At 43.2% G+C, this 24,754-nt stretch carries 6 protein-coding genes; all 6 read left to right on the top strand.

Annotated features, from left to right (window positions below):
* Positions 1 to 433: 433 nt before the first annotated feature.
* The 6 genes from ACJJIE_RS21240 (at position 434) to gcvP (ending at position 24,604) form a co-directional block, all read left to right on the top strand.
* Positions 434 to 5,518: a non-ribosomal peptide synthetase gene (locus tag ACJJIE_RS21240; RefSeq protein ID WP_444892888.1), complete on the top strand. Its 5,085-nt coding sequence runs from the start codon at positions 434 to 436 to the stop codon at positions 5,516 to 5,518.
* A 3-nt stretch (positions 5,519 to 5,521) separates the two neighbouring features.
* Complete coding sequence (locus tag ACJJIE_RS21235) at positions 5,522 to 11,026, top strand: non-ribosomal peptide synthetase (RefSeq protein ID WP_444892887.1); 5,505 nt, start codon at positions 5,522 to 5,524, stop codon at positions 11,024 to 11,026.
* Positions 11,027 to 11,058: 32 nt separating this feature from the next.
* Entirely contained in the window at positions 11,059 to 15,258 is a 4,200-nt protein-coding gene (locus tag ACJJIE_RS21230; RefSeq protein WP_444892886.1) for a non-ribosomal peptide synthetase, read from the top strand.
* 10 nt (positions 15,259 to 15,268) lie between these two features.
* On the top strand, positions 15,269 to 19,546 hold the full coding sequence (locus ACJJIE_RS21225) for a non-ribosomal peptide synthetase (RefSeq protein ID WP_444892885.1): 4,278 nt from the start codon (positions 15,269 to 15,271) through the stop codon (positions 19,544 to 19,546).
* 197 nt (positions 19,547 to 19,743) lie between these two features.
* On the top strand, positions 19,744 to 21,006 hold the full coding sequence (locus ACJJIE_RS21220) for an MFS transporter (protein WP_444892884.1): 1,263 nt from the start codon (positions 19,744 to 19,746) through the stop codon (positions 21,004 to 21,006).
* A gap of 706 nt (positions 21,007 to 21,712) precedes the next feature.
* Positions 21,713 to 24,604 carry an aminomethyl-transferring glycine dehydrogenase gene (gcvP, locus tag ACJJIE_RS21215; RefSeq protein WP_282934105.1) on the top strand — a complete coding sequence of 964 codons (2,892 nt, stop codon included), beginning with the start codon at positions 21,713 to 21,715 and terminating at the stop codon, positions 24,602 to 24,604.
* Positions 24,605 to 24,754: the final 150 nt, after the last annotated feature.

Here is a 24,754-nt window from a genome sequence, read left to right as displayed (position 1 = left end):
ATGGAAGTTGGCACTATGAAAAATGCACATTATTCCAATAACTTAGCCACATTTATTACCCCACCTTTATTTCAATATTGGCAGGCGGTGTATAAGCAATTTCAATCCAAACAATACACATCCCACCAACCCACTCACTATAAGCCAACCGTAAAAAGTCATTTTTCACGGCTGAAAATTTTCGGCCCTCATTATGCGATATTAATTTACTTGCTCGATCCAGCCTTCTCAAAAGATCTGATTTATTAGCTTGAACATCTAAAAGCAACCACCCAGCCAAGGCGCCACGCAGTTAAAGAACAAATAACAAAATTGTCATATTTGCAACATATGAAACGTCACCAAAGAGAAGTATAGACCAGGCAACACTCAAAACTATCACTTTCAATACTGACCATTAACGACAAATCAAAAAAATAAAAATGGATAACTGATGATGGAAATCAATGAAATCGTTAACTCACCGAACATCAAAAGTGAGAATTTCAACTCAAAAGCACTATCCGTCTATAGCTGCTTAGAAAAGCAAATCAATATAAATCCAAATAAAACAGCTCTTGTATATCAAGGAATTAGTATTAGCTATCAAGAGCTTGATGAGCGCTCAAAATCACTTTCAGCCCTAATCAGCCAGGCGCTAGCTAAAGAAGAAAATTCAGAAGAAAATTTAGTTGCACTGTATTTAGATAGAGGCTTAGACATGGTAATAGCCATGCTGGCAGTAATAAAAGCTGGTGCTGCCTATGTTCCAATCTCTACAAAGTATCCACGGGAGGGAGCTTTATATATTTTCAAGGACACCAAAACCAAAGTGGTTGTAACTCAGACTCATCATAAATTTCAACTGACGAGCTGGCTAAACTCAAATCGTAACCCGCCAATCTTACTATTTTCTGACAATACAGATACTAGAGAAAGCAGCCCTTCACTGGATGAAGTAAATCAAAACTCTCTTAATGATCTTGCCTACGTACTCTACACATCAGGAACAACGGGCAACCCTAAGGGGGTCATGATCACTCATCAGAATATCCTTCACCTCGCTTCGGCGCAAATTGAAAGATTTTCACTAGAAAATTTTCAACGCACTTTACAGTTTGCATCATATGTTTTTGATGCCAGTGTATTCGAGATATTTGCCAGTCTATTTTTGGGCCAAACGATTTATATTGCTAGTGAAGAAGAACGTAAAGACCACAATAAACTTGCAAACTTAATCCGAGACAATCAAATACAGTTTGCCACTTTACCACCATCACTATTAGCGTTAATACCCGAAGAAAAACTTCACTCCTTACAAAGCATTGTTGTTGCCGGTGAAGCACCATCCATTAATATGATGCAAAAGCTCAACAAGCAAAGCAAGGTTTTCAATGCCTATGGACCAACAGAGACTACTGTGTGCGCTACCGCACACCTTTTTACGCATGGGGATTCGGCAAACAATATCGGCAAAGTATTAAAGAATACCAAAGCCTGGGTGTTAGATAGTAATTTACAGCAGGTGGCCACCGGAGATATTGGGGAACTATATCTTGGCGGTACAGGCATTGCCCGTGGCTACTGGAGAAAACCAGAATTAACAGCCGAAAAATTTATCAGCGGTAGTTTATTACCATCGAAAATTAGTCGCGACGGTTATAAACGAATATACCAAACAGGAGATTTAGTTAGACGCCTCCAAGGAGACGAATTTGAGTTTATAGGCAGGAATGACTCACAAGTAAAAATACGAGGCCACCGAATAGAGCTTGCGGAAATTGAAAATTGCCTAAAAACTCTAAATGGCATTGCCTTGGCATGTGTACTTGTAAGAGATACAGGAAACAAACAATCGTTGCATGCATATGCAGTACTCAAGCGAGAAGTCTCGTTGGATATACAACAGCTCGCATCACACCTAAAGGCACATTTGCCGCTTCACATGGTACCTGAGCATTTTCTAATTCTACCTGAGCTTCCGCTGACAGAGAATGGAAAAATAGATAAGTCGATTTTATTATCTATGGCAACACACGACCCATCTGCGACGGTGGATGTGAATCTTAATTCTGAACAGGCGACGTTTCTAGTCTTGATAAATGAATACACAGCGTTACCTTTGGCATGGAAAGAAGACTTCTTTGCAGCTGGTGGCGACTCAATCTCAGCCATTCGATTGTGCTCAAAACTCGCCAGAGAAATATCTGTAAATATTCCAGTTGAATTAATTTATACAGAGCGCACACCTGAAAATATATGGCAGAAATTACCTCGCTGTCAGCAAAGATTCAGTATCAATACCAGGGATAATAAATATCGGGATATTTCACCTTTATCCTCACAGCAGCGAGCCATATGGTTTTTGACAAAATCCAACCCAGGAAATAGAGCATATCATGCAAAGAGTAAGTTGATTCTAAAAGGTGAAATCGATCCAGACATTCTTGCTCACTCTATCCAGGATGTAGTCGATGCACATGAGATTTACCGAACGTCCTATTCTTTGGAGGAACCCTGCCAATACATCCATGAAAGCTACCAAGTAGCGATAGCCAGATATGATTTTAGTTCCATGAATTATCAACAGGCTCAACAGCAAGTTGACTATTTAATAGCAGAAGGACTGAATCAGGTATTCGACATTACCCAACTACCTTTGGTACGCTGGGGATTAGTAAAATTAACAGACAAAGAACATATTCTTATTCACATTGAATACCACCTTGTCCATGATGGCTGGTCCTCGAATATATTTCTTGAGCATTTATTCTCCTGCTATAAGCAAAGACTCGAGGGCAGAAAAAAAACAACTCTTAATCATGTTGGGCAGTACGCCGACTTTGCTGTTTTTCAAAACAATTGGCTAACGAGCGAAGCAGCTGAAAAACAGAAGCTATTCTGGTATAAAAAACTCAAAGATGCCCCAACTAAAATCAATTTACCTCAGACCGCCACAGGAGATTTAAAGGGAGGAGACACTAAAAAAATGAAGATCTCTCGGAATTTTTGGCATGAGATACAAACGTATTGCCAGAAACAGGGAGTGACGCCATTTTCCTTTATGCTGGCGGCCGTCAACTTAGTATTATCTCAATATTCCGGAGATACTGATATTTGCGTCGGCACTGGTACTGCGAACCGTAATTACCAAGGAGTAGAAAACACTATTGGAATGATGGTCGCAACCAATGTTGCAAGAATAAAACAAAACTCAAAACAAGAAATTAATGATTTTATTCACACCTGTTTTGATACGACACAAGAAATACAAAGAAATCAGGAACTTCCATTTGAAACCGTAGTTGATTTGGTAAATCCTGACCGTATCAAAGGACTAAATCCGTTATTTCAGGTCTGCTTTAGTTTTCATGATTCTCCCCTACCGAAAATGACATTGCCTGGCATCTCAGAGATGCAATTGGTCGAAGCCATCGGCAGCAAATCCGCAAAGTTCGATTTAAATATTGTGGTTATCCCGAGGATGGGACAGGAAGGCAGTGACGACCCAGTTACTGTCCTATGGGAGTTCAATCAGGAACGACATGCCCCTTGGTTTATTCAGAATATGATGACCTCATTCAAGTCAGTAATGGCCCAAATCCTGAACGGGAAAGCCAGTAAAATATCAGATTTGATTATATCTGATCCCCAACTGAAGCAACAGCTCGCCAGATGGAATAATACCGATACTGAATATGCAGCGACCAGTAATTTGGTCGAATTATTTGAATCCCAAGTGAGTAAAACCCCACAAAATACAGCTCTGGTGTATCAGAATAGTACTATTAGCTATCAGGAACTCAATAAAAAAGCAAATCAACTTGCCCAGGTTATACGCTCTCAACACCGAGCTCAAACTGGCCAAGAGTTAATGCCAGATACCCTAGTAGCTTTGTATTTAGATCGTAGCCTGGATATGGTGATCAGTATATTAGCCGTTCTAAAATCTGGTGGCGCCTATTTACCTATCTCTCCAGAATACCCAGAGCAACGTACTCAATTTATCCTTGAAGACAGTCAAGCTCCCATTATCCTAACGCAACAGTATCACTTTACTGCGATTGATAAAAAACTGTCAGAACTAAAAAATGTTCCATTACTTATTTCTGTTGATATACCTGAATTGCTATTCACTCAATCGCCAACGGCCCCCTGTATCAAACTCGACTCCAAAGCCCTGGCATATGTGATTTATACCTCAGGCACTACAGGAAAACCCAAGGGGGTGATGATAGAGCATCAAAGTGTAGTAAATCTGGCTCAATACATGATCAAAAGTCATCGATTGGATACTGAAAAGCGGATATTGCAGTTCTCTAACTATGTTTTTGATGCTAGCGTTTTTGAAATATTCCCGGCACTTTTATCTGGCTCGGAGCTCCATATTGCTTCAGATGAATGCCGGGTTGAGAGTGAAAAGCTAATTTCATATATCAATGAAAATAATATCAACCAGGCATTTATTCCAACTGTAATGCTCAATGAAATTGCAGAGGAGCTAAGAAAGTCCACATTAACATTAGTTCACACAGGTGGTGACAATTTAAGTCCATTACCAGTATTGCCTGCCGAGCCCACATTTAATGAATATGGCCCGACAGAAGCCGCGGTATGTGTGACACAGCAAAAAATAGAGAAACCTGACCAAATAAACATAGGAAAACCAATCGATAATGTGAGGCTTTATGTATTAAATGAATATGGACACTATTCACCTGTTGGTGTTATTGGCGAATTATATATAGGTGGAGCTTGCCTGGCTCGCGGATATTTAAATAGAGAAACCTTAACGCAACAGCGATTTATTCCCAACTATTTTGCAACACAGGAAGATCTCGATAGAGGTTACGATAGATTATATAAAACTGGTGATTTGGTCCGCTGGTTACCTGACGGTTCTCTAGAGTATTTTGGCCGTAACGACAGCCAAATAAAAATCCGTGGTTATCGAATAGAAACAAGCGAAATCGAAAACATCTTGTGCACTCACCCCGAAATAAAACAGGCAGTTGTTATTAAACGGGAGTTAAAGGGTAATCAAGTCTTGGCAGCCTATTTGGTTTCAACACATGATGTAGTACTGGATTTCGACGCAATAAAGTCATTTCTACAGTCGAGTCTACCCAATTATATGGTGCCTGATTCATATAATTTAATAGATGCCGTTCCCCTTAATATCAATGGCAAAGTTGACCCCAAACTATTACCCGATCCAAAACTGGTCACCCAGCAAAATTATGTTGCGCCAAGAAATGACCTTGAACGACATTTATGTGTAATCTGGCAAGAAGTATTGAATCTGGACAAAGTCGGGATAGAGGATAACTTCTTCCGTATCGGCGGTAACTCCATCAATGCAGTAAGGCTCACAGCTGTCAGCCGAAAGTCGAACGGGATAGATATTCCATTGCGCCTACTATTAGAGCACAGCACCATTGCCAGATTAGCACTCGCATTAAAGAACCAGAAAAGCGTAGTAATTCCCAAGCTGCCTGATGATCCTACGACTATAAATCAGCTTGTAATGGAGATTTAATTGATGTTGGATTTACTTAAAGAACTCAAAAAAAATAGCTTAGCGGTTTGGGTCAGTGGAGATATTCTAAAATTAGCAAGTAGCACTGATGAAATACCACAAGAACTACTAACACGATTGAAAGAAGAAAAGTCTCAGTTAGTTAATTATTTGCAAAGAAGAGAAATTGATTCACAGGAAAAATTTTCTGAGCTTAAGGAACTTATACAATACCGCCTATCTTTTGCTCAAGAACGATTATTGTTTATTGAGCGCTTACAGCCTGAAACCTGTGCATATCACATTCCGTATTTAGTGCAACTGGACCAAGATGCCCAATTAGATATTCTACAAAGTGCTTTTACACATTTGGCAATACGCCATCCTGTGCTCAATTCCGTCTATATGGAGTCTGACAACCAGAATATCAGCCAGATATTATCTGACTCTATTAAAATTTTGACAACCCAATTAAGCACAGAAGAAAATTTACTACCGGCGGTAAAAGATGAGATAGTGCGCCCCTTCGATCTGTCACAAGATCCACCAATGCGCCTGAAATATTATGAGGTCAATAAAAAGCTGTATTTGCTAATTATGTGGCATCATATTGCGTTTGATGGCTGGTCAATGGACATTTTCTTACGGGAATTATCTAGCACCTACCAATCTCTACTTAACAGTCAGGAAGTACGCTTACCAGACCTATCTATCCTATATAGCGATTACGCCCAATGGCAGAGGGATTACCTAAATGGAGAAAATCTCTCCAAGCTAAAGTCTTTCTGGCATAATACCTTATGCGGTTATGAACTTTTAGCTTTACCAACAGATCGCCCTCGCCCAAAAAAAATGGATTACCGAGGAAAAAATACCTACTTTACGTTAGAGACTGGACTATCCCTGAAATTGCGGCACTATGCCCAAACAAGGGAAACTACTCTATATACCGTCCTCCTCAGTGCTTTTTTTGCAACACTGTCTAGCCTATCAGGGCAAGAAGATATCCTGATAGGTACTCCGTCAGATAATCGTCATCATGCCCAGACCCAAGACGTAATTGGCTTTTTTGTCAACTCGCTGGCGCTACGTGTAAAGTTAAATGCAGATATAACAGCTGATGAATTAATCAGGCAGGTACATCAGGTAGTCTCTGCGGCTAAAACTCACCAAGATCTACCATTTGAGTCTCTCATTGATACACTGGAAGTGGAAAGGGATTTGTCCCGCCATCCATTGTTTCAGGTAATGTTTACGGTACAAAGTTTTGGTTTGACAAACCTATATGAATTGCCGTTTACCCGAGTAGAAACAGATCCTCAAAACCCATTATATTCGCCTGCAAAAGCGGATTTACGCCTGACTCTCGATGACAGTGGGAACCAGATAAAAGGTTTATTTAGTTATGCCGTAAGTCTATTTGATGAAGACAGCATTATTCGTATCGGTAGAGTCTATCAAAAAATTTTAGTACAGATGCTGGAGCAGCCCTCCCGATCTATCAATACTTTTGATAGTTTGTCAGATAGAGATCGCCAAAAAGTTTTAATTGATTGGAATCAGACAAGCTCACATAGTGGTAATGAGCTAAGTTTATCACATCTATTTGAAACTCAAGCCCTAATAAATCATGATTCAATCGCGGTTAGTTTTGAAGAACAACAATTAACTTACCAAGAGTTAAATGAAAAAGCTAATCAAATAGCAAGGGCAATACAGCATAACTATCAAGATAAACACCGAAATACGATAAGACCCGATACTATCGTTGCCTTATATTTTGAACAAAGCCTGGAAATGGTTATAGGGATATTAGCTGTGCTAAAAGCCGGCGCAGCTTACCTTCCCCTTGCCTGTGATGCACCTCAAAAACGTCTGAAATTTCAATTAGAAGACAGTAAATCTGCCCTGGTATTAAGTCAAAGTTTCAAGCTTGATAAACTCCGCTCTTTACTCGAAGAAATCCCCACTCCACCTTTATTACTTGCAGTAGATAACCAAGTAGAAACTGCGCCGTATTCTATCGAAAACCTAAGTCATGGTCCGCAAGGAAACAACCTGGCGTATCTAATCTATACCTCAGGCACAAGCGGTACTCCTAAAGGAGTAATGGTAGAGCATAAATCCGTTGTCAATCTAATTAAAGCACAAAGCGAAGCATTTAATTTTGACAATCAAGAACGTGTACTTTGGCTGTTGTCTTATGTTTTTGACGCATCAGTTGAGCCCTTTTATTTGGCTCTGTTGAATGGTGGGAGATTGATATTACCCGAAAGAGGAATATTAAAACAACCGGAAAAAATCATCGGCTTATTAACCAAACATCAGGTTACACACTTGGTAGCATCTCCTTCTCATTTGTTGACTTTAGGTGACATCAAAGACAAACAGCAAATAAAAAGAGTGGTATTTGGCGGTGAACCTTGTTCACCAGAGTTGGTAAATATTTGGAAAGACAAGCTTATTAATGAATACGGACCAACTGAAGCTACGGTAACAGCCATTCAAAGCCTGAACTTTTATCAGCAAAATAATAATCGATGTATAGGTCGCCCTATCAATAATGTTAAGGCTTACGTACTTAATAAAAAAGGTTGTCCGGTACCCATCGGGGCTCCAGGGGAATTATATATCGGTGGAGCAGGAGTCGCCCGAGGCTATCTCAACCAGAAAGCACTGACAGCACAGAATTTTATCAATAACCCTTTTGCCAATAATGAAGATAAAAGCAGGGGGTATGATCGCTTATATAAAACCGGCGATTTGGTGCGCTGGTTACCCAACGGGAACTTGGAATATCTGGAACGTATAGGACAGCAGGTTAAAATTCGGGGTTACCGAATTGAGTTAGGGGAAATTGAAACTGCGCTCACCAACGTAGAATCAGTAAAACAGGCACTGGTGACAACTTATCATCATCAGGGTAGTACCCTGCTAATAGCCTATATAGTACCTTGTCTAGCACAAGATATTTCATCAGAAGTCTTACGGGACACATTGGCTCTTAGCTTACCTGAGTATATGTTGCCGGAGAGCTTTACTTACCTGGATCAGATCCCGCTAACCACCAACGGTAAAGTAGACTATCGTGCTTTACCCACCCCGGAACTAATTTCTAAGGATAACTACCTTGCACCCCGAACCGAACTAGAGAGTCAGATGTGTCAGATCTGGCAACGTGTACTGGGACTGGAACACATAGGCGTTAAGGATGACTTTTTCCGTATAGGTGGCCATTCAATTAATGCAGTTCAGCTAACCGCTACTATTCGTCGAGAACTGGCTATAGAAGTTTCACTGGAAGATCTGTTCGAACGAAAAAATATAGCCACTCTGATTTCGGGAATAGAAAAACAAAAGCTGTTGACAATCCCGCGCTCAAATGCAACCGCATTTCCACTATCTTTTGCTCAGGAAAGACTTCTATTTATTGAGCAATTTGAATCTGGTAGCAGTGCCTATCATATACCTTATCTTACCCGACTAAAGCCAAAGACATCGCTGGATAAGCTTGAACAAGCGCTAAACGCTGTGATTCGTAGACATACTGTGCTTAACAGTGTCTATTATACCGATAACACCGGAATTAGTCGGCAAGAGGTACTATCTACTCCTGTCATTTTACAAATGCACAAAGCTGCGGACAAAAAACAATTAACGCTCTTAGTTAGAAAAGAGTGTATGCATTCCTTTGACCTTGAAAAGGAAGGGGCAGTTCGACTTCATATATATCAATTAGGGGAAGTAGATTATCTACTAATACTCTGGCACCACATCGCCTTTGATGGCTGGTCTAGCGGGATTTTCATCAAAGAGCTTTCAGAAATTTACCAAGCTATATGTCAAAAACGAGAAGCTCTCCTACCCGAACTGGATATTCAATATCGTGATTATGCTGCCTGGCAACATGACTATCTGCAAGGAGAGCAGCTAGAGAAGCAGCTACAGTATTGGCAACAACGTTTGTCCGGATATGAATCTTTGGCTTTACCACTTGATTACCCCAGGCCCATAGTGGCTGATCACCGAGGTAAATACCATCGGTTCACTCTAGGTAGTCAAATCTCAGCACAGTTACGAAGATTAGCAAAAGATCAAGGAATCTCTCTATATACGGTACTTCTCAGTGGATTCTACCTATGCCTGACAACCCTGTCTGGGCAAGAAGATATTTTGGTGGGCACACCGTCAGATAATCGTCATCATGCCCAGACTCAAAATTTGATCGGTTTTTTTGTTAACCCCCTGGCTTTGCGTGTTGTAATCAAGTCTGAAATGTTGATAAAAGAACTATTAGCCACAGTGCACCAGGTCGTAACTTCGGCTAAGGTGCATCAGGAGTTCCCATTTGAGCGTCTAGTTGAAGAACTGAAGATAGAGCGAGATAATTCTCGCCATCCTTTATTCCAGGTAATGTTTGGTCTACAGAATAACAGGCAGGAAATCAGTGATGCCGAAAAATTACCTTTTATTCCTACAAAATTAATTGATGAAAGCAATTTATATGTACCGGCAAAATTTGATCTAAGTTTATCGCTAAATGATTATGGCGATGAAATTACCGCAGGGTTTAACTATGCGGTAAGTCTTTTTGATGAAGAATCTATAGCACATATATCCAGTCTTTACCAAAGGATGCTTTCCGGTCTCCTTTCTGGACCAGACTTTCCGATAGCACAAATAGAAAAACTAAGTACCGTTGATCGACAGAAAATGTTGTACCAGTGGAATGATACTCAGGTTAATTACCCCGACGGAAACACTATACATGGTCTATTTGAACAGCAGGTCAGCCGGACACCTGATCATATTGCCCTGGTTTTTGAGCAATGCCGACTAAGCTATCGGGAGCTAAATCAAAAGTCCAACCGTCTCGCACGTGCACTTTTAAATAAATATGAAGACAGCACAGCGAGGACAATAGAGCCCGACGATCTAGTAGGATTATGTTTTCAACGTAGCGCAGATATGGTGGTTGCCATTTTGGCGGTACTGAAAGCTGGAGCGGCCTATGTGCCAATTGCACCGGACCTCCCTCAAGCACGTATTAAATTTATACTGGAAGATGCACAAATCTCGCTGGTAATGAGTGATAAGCAGAGCTTATCGGCACTACCCGCATCCCAGGCTGGCAAGTACCAAGCTCCATCAATCCTTGTAGTTGATGATAAAAAGGAAGTCACCGCATATCATCACGATAACTTACCAGAAACATCAAGTAGCAATCATCTTGCCTATGTGATTTACACGTCAGGGACAACAGGTAAGCCCAAAGGCGTTTTAGTGCAACATAATGCAGTAGCAGCTTTTACTTGCAATAATCGTTATTTGGAAGCCTCCAAGGTGACCAATATTGCCAGTTTGTCTTCCTATGCTTTTGATGGTTTCGTATTTGACTTATTTTACAGTGTGCTAAATGGCTGCAGTATGCATCTCATTACGCAGAACGTAATCCAGTCTCCTATAAGTTTAATAGATTATCTAAATAGCCATCATATTGATTCATTTTTTATACGACTGCATTACTGAGTGTCCTGACCAAAGAAAGCCTATTAAATGGATTGAAGGTAAATAATATTTTATTTGGCGGAGAAAAGGCCGATGCTGGAACTTTACACCAGCTAGTTAATGACCACCCTGAAATTTCGTTTACACATGTTTATGGGCCGACTGAAACGGTTGTTTTTGCTACTGCCTGTCACTTAAATACCAAGATGAGAAAACTGCCTATTGGCAGCCCATTGCATAATAAAAAATTATATGTTTTGGATAAAAATGGCCAACCGGCACCTGTCGGGTCTCCTGGGGAACTATATATCGGCGGTGCAGGTATTGCTCGCGGCTACCTTAATCAAGAAGAGCTGACAGCTAAGAGTTTTATTAATAACCCTTATGCCAGTGATGAAGATAGAGAAAGGGGACATGACCGGCTATATAAAACTGGGGATTTAGTGCGCTGGTTACCAGACGGAAATTTGGAGTACCTTGAGCGCATTGGTAAGCAAGTTAAAATTCGGGGCTACCGGATCGAATTAGGAGAAATCGAGTCAGCCCTGCATGAAATCGAAGCAGTAAAGCAAGCGTTAGTGACCACTTTTCACCATGAAGAAAATACAATATTAGTTGCTTATATAGTACCAGAGGCAAGAGAGAAAATTTCACCGGAAACCCTAAAGCAAATGCTATCTATTAATTTACCGGGATACATGGTACCTGAAAGCTATACTTTGTTGGAGAAATTGCCATTAACCCCTAATGGAAAATTGGACTATCGCGCGTTACCAAATCCACAATTGATTATAAATGATAACTACCTCCCTCCCCGCACCAATCTTGAACAAAATCTCTGCCTGATCTGGCAGCAGATATTGGGACTTGATCGCGTAGGTATTGCGGATGACTTTTTTCGAATCGGTGGGCATTCGATCAATGCGGTACAACTCATAGCTACCATTCGCAGGGAATTAGGTATTGAACTATCCCTAGCAACTCTCTTTGAGAAAAAAAATATTGCTGCCCTCTCCAAAGGGCTTGAGGAGAAGCCTCTGCTAAGAATTCCTTCAGCAAAAGTCGCCCCTTATCCCCTGTCTTTTTCCCAGGAGCGTTTATTCTTTATCGAGAAATTTGATTCCGGGGCAAGTGCATATCATATTCCCTACTTAGTTAGACTCAGGCCTCAAGCATCGCTAAATAATATTGAGCGGGCAATAAGCGAGGTAGTACGACGTCACACTATACTAAACAGCATCTACTACACGGACAAAAATGGTGTCACCCTACAAGAAGTCCAGCCCAGGGAGATAGTAATAAACAAGCATCAGCTTACAGATGAATCCCAATTGAAGACTGCCCTGATTAGGGAAAATAATCGTCCCTTTGATCTAAGCCATGAGAGCGCCGTCCGCTTACATATGTACCAGTTAGGCGAACAACGGTACTTGTTGATCCTTTGGCATCATATTGCTTTTGATGGCTGGTCTACAGGAATTTTTATTAAAGAATTTTCACAAATCTATCATGCTATTTGTGAAAGGCAGCAAGCATCACTACCGGTGCTGGAAATCCAATATCATGATTATGCTGTTTGGCAACGAGAATATCTCAAAGGTGAGACTCTAGAAAATCTGCTGAATTACTGGCAAAGAACGTTGTCCGGTTACGAATCCTTGGTACTGCCACTAGATCATCCACGGCCGCCAAAGGCTGATCAAAGAGGTAAGCACCATCACTTTGTCCTAGACGGAAATACATCAGCGCAGTTACGCGCTTTTGCAAGATCTGAAGGCACTACTTTATATACCATATTACTAACTGGGTTTTATCTTTGCCTCGCAACCTTGTCCGGGCAGGAAGATATCCTTGTAGGTACACCCTCAGATAATCGTCACCATGCCCAAACGCAAGACTTGATTGGTTTTTTTGTTAACACTCTAGTATTGAGAACTGTTCTCGATACCAAAATGACTGTAAAGGATTTGATAGCTCAGGTGCATCAGACCGTTACTCAGGCTAAAGTGCACCAGGAACTGCCTTTTGAACGCCTGCTCGAGGCACTTGATGTTGAACGTGATAGCTCCCGTCATCCACTCTTCCAAGTCATGTTCGGTGTACAGAGCTTTGTTCAGCAAGAAAGTGTTAATGACGATTTCCCGTTTTTACCCTCTAAACTTGATGGAGAAGCTTCTCTTTATTCGCCGGCAATTTTCGATTTAAGTCTATTTTTAAATGATGGTAGCGAGGAAATTATCGCAACTTTTAATTATGCAGTCAGCTTATTTGATGAAAAGACCATCATTCGCATCGCCAACCTGTATCAACACCTACTCACAAGTATGTTGGCAATGCCGAAGCTGTGTTTAGATCAGATTGAACGAGTGAGTGAAATTGAACGTCAACTAATCCTAGGTAAGTGGAATGATACAAGGATTGATTTCCCTGAGGGACAAACCTTACATGGATTATTTGAACGGCAAGCCCTGCAAACGCCAAATCACATTTCACTGATCTTTGAACAGCAACGGATTACTTATCGTCAACTTAATGAAAGAGCAAACCGCCTAGCCCGCATCCTATCAAAACAGTATCAAACAGCTCACGGGCAATCGATAGTACCAGACACCCTTATTTCATTATATTTTGGGCGCGGTATCGATATGGTCATTGCTATTTTAGCAGTGCTAAAAGCCGGTGGAGCTTATTTGCCGCTTTCGCCTGATTACCCTGAACAGCGCCTGTGTTATATCTTAGCTGACAGTCAATGTCCGATGATCTTAACGGGAGAGAGTAACGAAGATAAACTCCGGAAAATCGTCGGTATTGAACATCAAGAATCCATAGTGTGTGTAACCCAAGAGTTACTTTTGAATGAAGCAATAAGTGGGGATAATTTACCTGCGCTGACATCAATATCCGATCTGGCTTATGTGATTTATACATCCGGTACCACTGGCACACCTAAAGGTGTGATGATTGAGCATCACAGTTGCGTTAATTTGATGCAACATAACCTAGAAACGTATCAAGTTTCTTCTGATGAAAATTTATTATTACTGGCTAACTACACTTTTGATGCATCGATAGAGCAGATATTTATAGCATTACTTAGTGGTTCTCGGCTAGTAATTACCGGTGATGCCGACATCCAGTCTTTTAGCCGTCTGGAGCGGCTAATTGAGCAAGAGTCCATTACTCACCTGGATGCACCATCTAGTCTCCTTCTGGCATTGGAACTTGGGGAAAAGCATGGCTTGAAGCGAGTCATCTCGGGTGGCGAAGTGACCTCAACCAAGCTAGCCAGTGATTTGGGGGATAAACTCATTAATGTCTACGGACCTACAGAAACGACTATCAGTAGCCATCAATATCATTGTCCACCTCAATCAGAAGACAACCAGATCCCCATAGGCAAGGCCATCGCCAATAACAAAAGCTATGTCCTCGATAAATCAGGTCAGTTATTAGGAATAGGGGCTATTGGTGAGTTGCATATAAGCGGAGCCGGCCTTGCCCGGGGTTACTTGAATCAACCTCAACTGACAGCAGAGCGCTTTATAGAAAACCCCTTTGCCAGTGAGGAAGATAAAGCCAGAGGTTATACCAAATTTTACAAAACTGGCGATCTGGTCAGGTGGTTACCCAGCGGTGAGCTGGATTATATCGGTCGCAATGACTTGCAAGTGAAAATTAGAGGTTTCCGTATTGAGTTAGGTGAAGTCGAAGCGGCTTTAAATGACCTGGATGGAGTAAAGCAAGCGATAGTGACAGATCACGAATATCAAGGTCAAAAATACTTGGCAGCCTATTTAGTCCCAGATTCCGAGGACTCCAAAGATCTTGATATATTAAAAGCAACATTAGTGTCTGTATTGCCCGAGTATATGATTCCTGCAAGCTTTAACTGGATTGATAAAGTACCACTTAATTTAAGCGGCAAACTGGATAAAAAGGCCTTGCCAACTCCCAAGCTTGTTTCCCAGAGTGATTATCTGGCTCCACGTACGCAACTTGAACGCCAATTGTGCGAAGTTTGGCAACAGGTCCTGGGATTGGACCAGGTTGGTATCCGCGATAACTACTTCAGTATCGGAGGAGATTCAATCAAAGCCATCAGTCTTGGGGCCAAAAGTCGCCAGATAATTGGTATAGATATCCCACTAGCAATGTTATTTGCAAATCAAACAATTGAAAAATTAAGTACTTCGTTACAGCAAGACGCAGTATCAAATCAGGATGACACTCAAGAATTTGAGATGGTCTTATAGGGATAATAAAATGAATCAATTAATCAGCAAAATAAAAAACAATCAAGTCGCAATCTGGCTGGATGGAGAACAGCTACGCCTGAGTAGTAAAAAAGATTTGTCAGACAGCGATCTATTAGAGTCAATCAAAGAACACAAGTCATCATTAATCCGCTTGTTAAAATTTAATCACATTTACAGTAAAAGTGACTTCATCAATAGGATAATATTTTCTGCACCCGAAGAGAAATCTGAACTTAGTTTTGCCCAGGAGAGGTTATTATTTATTCATCAGTGGCAGCAAGGAAGTAATGCCTATCATATCCCACATCTGATTCGACTATCTGATGATGTTAACTATCCCGCTTTAGTAGATGCTATTCAGTATATGGTTAGGCGCCATCCAATACTAAACACCGTTTATCGCCTTCATGAAAATGGTGATACTTACCAGCAAGTCCTTAATAGCCCTTTAACTATTCGTTGTCTATCAAAAAATAACAATACTGATCTGTTAAATGGGATACAAGAAGCCATAGAGCAGAACTTTGATTTAAGCGAAAAAACACCGTTAAGGGTTATTCGATTTGATTCTCCCCAAGGAGTGTTTGTTCTTTTTGTTTGGCATCATATTGCATTTGACGGCTGGTCAGCACAAATTTTCTTCACCGAATTATCTCAAGCCTATTCATCCTATTGTCTTGGGCAGACACCTGACCTTGCTCAGATAGACATTTGCTATAGTGATTATGCCGTATGGCAAAAAGTATTTTTACAGGGAGAAGAACTACGAAACCTTGAGAATTACTGGCTAGAGCAATTGGGTGGATACAGCTCGTTACACTTATTCACAGATAGACCGCGTCCGCCCCAGCAAGATTATCGTGGTCAGGTATTCAATTTTTCATTAGATACACATCTGTCACAACAATTAAGATTATTGGCCCGTGATCGGAAGACGACTCTGTATTGTTTAATGCTCAGTGGTTTTTATTTATTGCTCTCGACGTTAAGCGGCCAGAAAGACCTGGTTATCGGTACGCCGTCAGAAAATCGTCACCATGTACAAACCCAAAGTGTTATAGGTTTTTTTGTTAATTTGTTAGCGTTGAGGGGGGAAATAGACGAGAGCTTTTCAATTGCACAATGGATAGATAAAGTTCATCAATTGGTCCTGGCAGCCAAAGTTTACCAGGAGCTCCCCTTTGAGCGTTTGGTTAAATTGCTGAAAGTGGAACGAGACCCCTCCCGCCACCCTTTATTTCAAGTCCTGTTTAGTCTGGAAAGCGTCCAGCTGAATGTAGAAAAAAGTAAAACCCCCCCTTTCACCCAGCAATCCTTAAACGACCTAAATCAACAAGATCTTGTTAACAAAGAATCACTGGAAGATATTCAACACCATCAAGAGTATTCTCCAGCCAAATTTGATTTGAGTTTATATATTAATGACTCGGAACCCGAACTTAACGGCGTCTTTAATTTTGCTACCAGCTTATTTGATCAGCAGACAATCAAGCGATTCGCTGATTTATATCAAAGAATATTGGCTCAAATGGTTTTCGATGTACATCAGCCTATTGCTTATATGGATTTGGCTTGTCAGCAGGAGAGGCAAATTTTACTAAATGACTGGGTCAAAACCACACAAAGTTCATCTCTGAGCTTATGTCTTCATCAACTATTTGAAGAGCGAGTTAAGACCTTTGCCGACAAACCAGCAATATCATTTAAGCAACAAACCCTCAGTTATCAACAGCTAAACAATAGAGCCAACCAACTGGCACTAAAGCTACAAGCTGATTATCTATCAGCACAGGGAAAACAACTTGAACCGGATACTTTGATTGGCATTTTCCTTGATCGCAGCCTGGAAATGGTAATTAGTATTTTAGCTATTCTCAAGGCTGGCGGTACTTATGTGCCTATTTCTCCAGACTACCCCAAGAGTCGAAGCTTGTATATTCTACAAGACACTAAACTCTCCTTGGTCATAACGACAAAAAAATATGCTCACACTTTTACTGCTTTCTCTGGCGAACTGGAGCTGATACCCAAATTGGTATATGCAGACACCTTAGGACCTCAAGCTACTAGCGACAGACGAGCGCCTTTAAGCGCTGTTAAACCTCAGGATCTGGCTTATGTGATTTATACCTCTGGCACAACAGGCAAACCTAAAGGGGTGTTACAAACTCATGAAAATGTGATGCGTTTATTACAGGTCACCCAGGCCGATTTCGGATTCAATGATAGCGATGCCTGGGTACTTTACCACGCTTATACCTTCGATTTCAGTGTTTGGGAACTTTGGGGCGCTTTGACTACAGGTGGAAAACTTGTAATCCCAACGACAGAAATCACAAAAGATCTACCCACCTTTGTTCGTTTGTGTCAGCAAGAGCAAGTGACAGTGTTAAACCAAACACCAGCTGCCTTTTATGCACTAGTTGATACATTAAGGATCACCGGAGAAAGTCTTGAAGCACTTCGATTAGTGATTTTTGGAGGGGATAAGCTAAATATTGAACAGCTTAAAGGTTGGTGGGATACCTATGGTAATAAATCAACTCAACTGGTAAATATGTATGGTATTACAGAGACGACCGTGCACGTGACCTATAAAGAGTTAACAGCCAACGATGATACGGCTTGCTCCAATATCGGTCGGCCATTAAGGGATATGAAGGCATATGTACTCAATAGTAAATTAATACCTTTACCGATCGGTGCTCCGGGGGAGCTATATGTAGGCGGATCAGGGTTGGCCAGGGGGTACCTTAACAGGCCCGAACTTACAGCTGAGAGATTTATTGAGAACCCTTTTGTTGCATCAGGGGGAAACATCAAAAACCGGCTGTATAAAACTGGAGATTTAGTCCGCTGGCTGCCTAACGGTGAACTTGAGTATCTTGGACGAAATGATGCCCAGGTAAAAATTCGAGGTTATCGTATTGAACTGGGTGAAATTGAAGCTGCCCTAGCCCAACATCCTCAAGTACAGCAGGTAGCGGTAATTGACAGGATACAAGGAAAGAATAAGTACCTTGCCGCCTATGTCGTTCTCAGTGAAAAGAAAAGTGCAGATCCTAGCGAGTTAAAAGCTTTTGTTTCTGAGTTCCTGCCTGATTATATGGTGCCTTCCACCTTTACCTTCCTGGATACATTGCCGTTAACAATAAACGGAAAATTAAATCGCGTGGCCCTGCCCTATCCAGAATTTACTAGCAAGGTTGAATATGTTGCGCCAGAAAATGAACTGGAGCAGGAGTTGTGCCTGATTTGGCAAAGGGTATTGGGTATAGATACTGTCGGAGTACTAGACAGCTTCTTTGAATTGGGAGGGGACTCAATACTGTTACTTAAAGTTTACCATCATTGTAGTCGCAACAATATCCGAGTTTCACCTAAACTACTCAATGAACAACCCACTATCAGGGGCTTGGCTGAAAGTATCAAAGCAGAACCCATGCCTGATTTTTCATCCTGCACCGGGGATGAAATTGTTAACTTTTTGACTGGTTATAATGAATTCAATAAATTTATGACCTTTAACGAAGCCAGTAACAAAACCGGTTTATTCCTAATTCCAGCAGCAGCAGGCCCTGAAACTTTTACTCCACTGGTGGAAAAACTGGACATCAACCGACCGGTCCACTTGCTGGAAAATATCCAGGTGTACAGTGGCCGGCAAATAAGACTGAATTATTTGATTGACTATTATTTTGCTGTGATACGTAAGAAACAGGCAAGTGGGCCCTATTTGCTGGGTGGCTACTGCGAAGGTGCTATGGTTTCCCTTGGTATCGCCCAAAAACTGAAAGCTTTGGGCGAGAGGGTCGAGTTGCTATTTTTAATCGATCCCGTGGTGATCACTATAGAGCAAAATCTGATTGACACCATAAAACAGGATCCGAGGCTACCTAAATGTGGGCGTTTTGAAGCTGAAATGGTTGATACTTTTCTTTTCTATGCCGAATATGTCAAATCACTTCAGCCCTATAGTGGACCAGTAGTTTTCTTTGAAGGCAGTAGTGTCTCTGATGAGGCAACCCCAACACAAATCCTTGCTGTGATCAATGACTATGTTGACATTCAAGAATTGTTCAACAAGGGCTTCTCAACACCAAAAAATGGTTTCGAAAGTTTATTGTTAAATTGCGATTATATTGCCATAGATGCAAAACATGAGCGAATCATGATAGAAGATGAAACACTGAATACTATGGCCAACGTAATCAACCTTAAATTTTCCTCCAGCTACGATAATTATCTAGAGACTGAAACTCATAGCGAAGTAATTTATAGTTAAATGAAGATCCGCTGAAAACTAAGATTTAGCTTTGTTAATGCTCAAAATTACAGTTGAATTGAGGTAGATTCTGACTTATTCCCTTATACACCTACATTCCTTGAATATATTTTATCAAGAAAAAATTTACATCTACATATTTACGATAGAACTTTTGAGGAATTGGGTATTTTTTAGGGACTTCCCAGGAAGGATTTATGGAACGACAAGAATTAATCCGCTTATACGGATTTCAAATGGGGTGGGGATTTTTCTCCACCTACTTAGTTTTACCGATATTAACACCTTTTTTTTTAGCTATGGGCCTGTCTATGCCACAGCTGGGAATAATACTGGCAGTCATGGGGTTGTCAGTCATGCTTTTTGAACTACCTACCGGTAGCTTGGCGGATCAGATCGGGAGAAAAAAGGTATATCTAATTTCCCTGACGATGTCTATGGCTTGTTACCTAGTGCTATTGGTTTGGCAAAGCTTTTATGGAGCTTTACTGGCAATGTTTTTATGGGGAGCTAGTCAGGCATTATTTTCTGGCTCTTTAAATGCCTGGTTTGTAGAGTGCTTTAACCAAGCCGAGGGTACAATGAGCCTGCAAGAGGGTTTTTCACATATCGCGACTCGTGCCGGACTCATTGGGGCTCTTGGTGCAATGAGCTGCGCCCTAGTAGTAGGAGGCGGGGAGTATTTCGGGCATTATGACCTGGACTTATATCGGGGACTTTTAGCTTTATCCCTGTTTAGCAGCTTACTCTTATTTGCCTTTACCGAGATAAAAATCAGAGAAAATCGTGTATTTGATCGTTTTCGACTTTCAAATATCCGCCAAATCCCTAGCCAACTCAGTTTAGGTATTAAAGCCTGCTATTCACCATCACTATGGCGCTTATTGTTGGCTGTTATTTTATTGACTCCAATAGCTAGTGCTGTCGAAAAATATTGGCCAGTTCGCTTAGAGGCCTTATCGGGCGATATGCCCGTAGGTTGGCTGTATGGGCTATTAATGGCATTAATTATGTTACTAGGCAGTTTGTCAGCGAAAATCACTACCTGGATGGCTCAATTTTTTAATCAGCAATTGGGAAAAGTACTTTTGGTAGCCAGCCTGATAAAATTATCTCTGGTGATGTTGCTGGCTTTATCTGGAGATCTATTACTGTTTGTAAGTTTATTCTTATTGTTTAATTTTAGCATCGGCCTGGGTCTTTCTGCCTCCGCTCAGTTACAACATCAAGCAGTCAAGGACGAGGTCAGATCAACTGTTGACTCCATTTTTTCATTAACGACTCGCTTTGGTGGTGTCATCGGTTCACTAGTTTGTGGTTTTGGCGCAGCTGAAATAGGACTGAACAATACTTGGTTATTGTTAGCAGCCATGGGGCTTTGTGGTAGTAGTATATTCCTGAGTTCAGAATTTAACCCTACGATCATAGATAAAGACAAGCAAATAATAGAGCACGGTTAGCCTCTAGTCCCATCCCCCTTCGGGGGGATAGCCTACTTGCAGGGGAGCAATTGATACCCTCAAGAATAATTATTTCGTCGAAGCTTCTTTCTATCCTAATCACTTCGCTATCCCACTCCAGACATCAGCTCATTAGGTGGATCGAAAGATCCTATACCCGGGTCAAACGACAGCTAATGCAGATCTCATTCCATAAGCTATATCCATGATCGCAATTCTTGATGGCAGATACGTCGCTCTCAATAAGGTGTTAGTTAATTGGAGAAGCAGCTAAGATGGTGAGCTTTTGTGAAATTGTGGGGAAGATGAACAGCATTCCATTAACAGTTAGCGGCCTGTAAGGAAAATAGCCAACCATCAAATCTGCTCAGCCATGCGTAGAAGAAAATCTCACCAACCCAAAATTCACAGGATTTAACCCACTTTTTGGGCCCAAATTTAGCAGTTTCCTCGCTCAAATCCCGCAGATTGCCCCTACTCGCCCCGATTGCTAAGATGCGCGCCTGCCGCTATGGCCCGGCTTCCCCTTTGGTTCCGTATTGCGACACTGGGGCTGCCTGCAAACCGATTTTCCCAAGCGTTACCCTCGCCTATCCGCAACGCGGAGGCCCGAGGCTTTCCACAGGAAAAGCGGTACTGAGGCCAGGTGCTATTTTTAACCGCGAGCGCACCGCGACGACTCCCTGCGACTACAGGAACGAAGTTTATGACCCAACCATCGCTGCAGCAGTTGGAACAACACGACGCCTTTATCCATCGCCATATTGGCCCCGATGCCAAACAGGTAGAGGCCATGCTGGAAACCCTTGGAGTTGCCAGCCTCGAAGAGCTGATCGAGAAAACCGTGCCCGAAGCCATTCGCAAGACCGATGAGCTGGATCTGGCCGATGCGATCAATGAAGTTGAGGCCCTCGCAGAGCTGAAAGATATCGCGGCGCGCAACAAGATCTACCGTACCTTTATTGGTATGGGTTACCACGACACCATTACCCCCAATGTGATCCTGCGCAACGTGCTGGAGAATCCGGGTTGGTACACCGCCTATACCCCTTACCAACCGGAAATTGCCCAGGGCCGCCTGGAAGGCCTGCTGAACTTCCAGCAGATGATTATGGACCTCACCGGTATGGAATTGGCCAACGCCTCCATGCTGGATGAAGGTACCGCAGCAGCTGAAGCCATGGCCATGTGTAAGCGCCAGGTCAAACGCAACAAATCCAACGTCTACTTTGTAGACCAGGACTGCCACCCGCAAACCATCGCCGTAGTTAAGACCCGCGCCGAGCACTTCGGCTTCGAAGTAGTTGTAGGCGATGTGGAAAAAGATATCCCCGCCGAGCTGTTCGGTGCCCTGCTGCAATACCCCGGCAGCACCGGCCGCGTACGTGACCTAACTGATATTATTGCCAAAGTACACGAAGCCAACGCCCTGGTAACCGTGGCCGCTGATCTGATGAGCCTGGTAGCCCTCCGGGCACCGGGTGATATGGGCGCAGACGTGGTTGTTGGCTGTAACCAACGCTTCGGCATCCCCATGGGCTACGGTGGTCCCCACGCCGGTTTCTTCGCCTTCCGCGAAGCTTACAAACGCTCCGCACCGGGTCGTATTATCGGTGTTTCCGTAGACAGCAAAGGCAAGCGTGCCCTGCGCATGGCTATGCAGACCCGCGAACAACATATTCGCCGCGAGAAAGCCAACTCCAACATCTGTACTTCCCAGGTCCTGTTGGCGGTAATGAGCGCTTTCTATGCGATTTACCACGGCCCTGAAGGCCTGAAAACCATCGCTGCCCGCATCCAGCGCCTGGCAGATATTCTCGCTTCCGCCCTGCAGCAGGAAGGCTTCAATCTGGCCCACGACAGCTGGTTCGATACCCTAAATGTCACCGTTGGCGCCAAGCAGGAAGAAATTTACCAGCGCGCCCTGGCCGCTGAGATCAACCTGCGTAAAATTGGTGAAGACGCCCTGGGTGTGAGCCTGAGTGAGACCGCCACCCTGCAAGATGTGTCCGACCTGCTCAATGCCTTTATCGGCACCGAACACAGCATCGATCTGCATACTCTGGACAGCGAAATTGCCAGCAAGGGCTCTCTGGGTGTACCCGCCTCCCTGGTGCGCGATACTGAATTCCTAACCCATCCGGTGTTCAACACCTACCACTCCGAGACCGAGATGCTGCGCTACCTCAAGTCTCTGGAAGCCAAGGATATCGCCCTGAATCACTCCATGATTCCCCTGGGCTCCTGCACCATGAAGCTGAACGCCACCGCCGAGATGATCCCGGTCACCTGGCCCGAGTTCGGCAAGCTGCACCCCTTCGCACCCGTAGATCAAGCGGAAGGCTACGCGGAAATGTTCCGCCAGCTCCAGCAGATGCTGTCCGCCTGTACCGGTTACGATGCCGTTAGCCTGCAACCCAATGCCGGCTCCCAAGGCGAATACGCAGGCTTGGTTGCCATCAAGAAGTACTTCGAAGCGAAGGGCGAAACCCAGCGCGATATCTGCCTGATTCCCGCCTCTGCCCACGGCACCAACCCAGCATCCGCCATGATGGTGAGTATGAAAGTGGTTGTGGTTGCCTGTGATGATAAAGGCAATGTGGATATCGAAGACCTGAAAGCCAAAATCGAAGAACACGGCGACCGCGTTGCCGCACTGATGGTCACCTACCCGTCCACCCACGGGGTGTTCGAAGAAGGTATCCGCGAAGTTTGCGATCTGGTTCACCAGGCTGGCGGCCAAGTTTATATTGATGGCGCCAACATGAACGCCCTGATCGGCGTCGCCGCTCCGGGCCAGTTCGGTGGTGACGTATCCCACCTGAACCTGCACAAAACTTTCTGTATTCCTCACGGTGGCGGCGGCCCCGGTATGGGTCCGATCGCTGTTGGCGAGCATCTGAAGCCCTACCTGGCGGCCCACCCGGTGACTGAAGTACCGGAAACCAAGCTGGATAATGGCACCATATCCGCCGCTCCTTGGGGCTCCGCCAGCATCCTGCCGATCAGCTGGATGTATATCCGTATGATGGGTAAGCAGGGCATGAAGCAGGCTACCGAAATGGCAATCCTGAACGCCAACTACGTAGCCAAGAAGCTGGGTGAGCACTACTCTCTACTCTACACCGGCACCAATGGCTTTGTTGCCCACGAGTGCCTGGTTGACCTGCGCCCCCTCAAGGAGGCCAGCGGTATCACTGAAGAGGATATCGCCAAGCGTTTGATGGACTTTGGCTTCCACTCCCCCACCATGTCCTTCCCCGTAGCCGGCACCCTGATGATCGAGCCTACCGAAAGTGAATCCAAGGGTGAACTGGATCGCTTTATCGAGGCTATGGCAACAATTCGCCAAGAAGTGGAAGATGTCACCAGCGGTAAATACACCCCTGAAGACAACCCGCTGCACAACGCTCCCCACACCCTTGAGGACGTGATGAGCGATGAGTGGACACACAGCTACTCCCGCGATATCGCTGCGCGCCCGGCGGCGTGGTTAAAAGAGCATAAGGTGTGGCCCGCCGCTAACCGTATCGACAACGTATACGGCGACCGCAACCTGATTTGTTCCTGCCCTCCGATTGAGAGCTACGCTGAGTAAGATCTAACACTCTCACAGGTGGATTTAAAAGCGGGCTTAATGCCCGCTTTTTTATTCGACCCACAATACTTTTATCGAACTGGCACAAACTCTCACTTCCTGTATAGCTACGTATTTGCAACCATCACCTTTCAACAATATTATTCTGCG

Source organism: Microbulbifer maximicatervae (SeqCode), assembly GCF_052467325.1.
This window is presented reverse-complemented; position numbering and strand designations above follow the sequence as displayed.

What these genes read in the sequence shown, in the direction of transcription:
- ACJJIE_RS21235 (WP_444892887.1), top strand. Translation starts at nt 5,522, where the DNA reads ATGTTGGATTTACTTAAAGAACTCAAAAAAAATAGCTTAGCGGTTTGG.
- ACJJIE_RS21220 (WP_444892884.1), top strand. Translation starts at nt 19,744, where the DNA reads ATGGAACGACAAGAATTAATCCGCTTATACGGATTTCAAATGGGGTGG.
- ACJJIE_RS21225 (WP_444892885.1), top strand. Translation starts at nt 15,269, where the DNA reads ATGAATCAATTAATCAGCAAAATAAAAAACAATCAAGTCGCAATCTGG.
- gcvP (WP_282934105.1), top strand. Translation starts at nt 21,713, where the DNA reads ATGACCCAACCATCGCTGCAGCAGTTGGAACAACACGACGCCTTTATC.
- ACJJIE_RS21240 (WP_444892888.1), top strand. Translation starts at nt 434, where the DNA reads ATGATGGAAATCAATGAAATCGTTAACTCACCGAACATCAAAAGTGAG.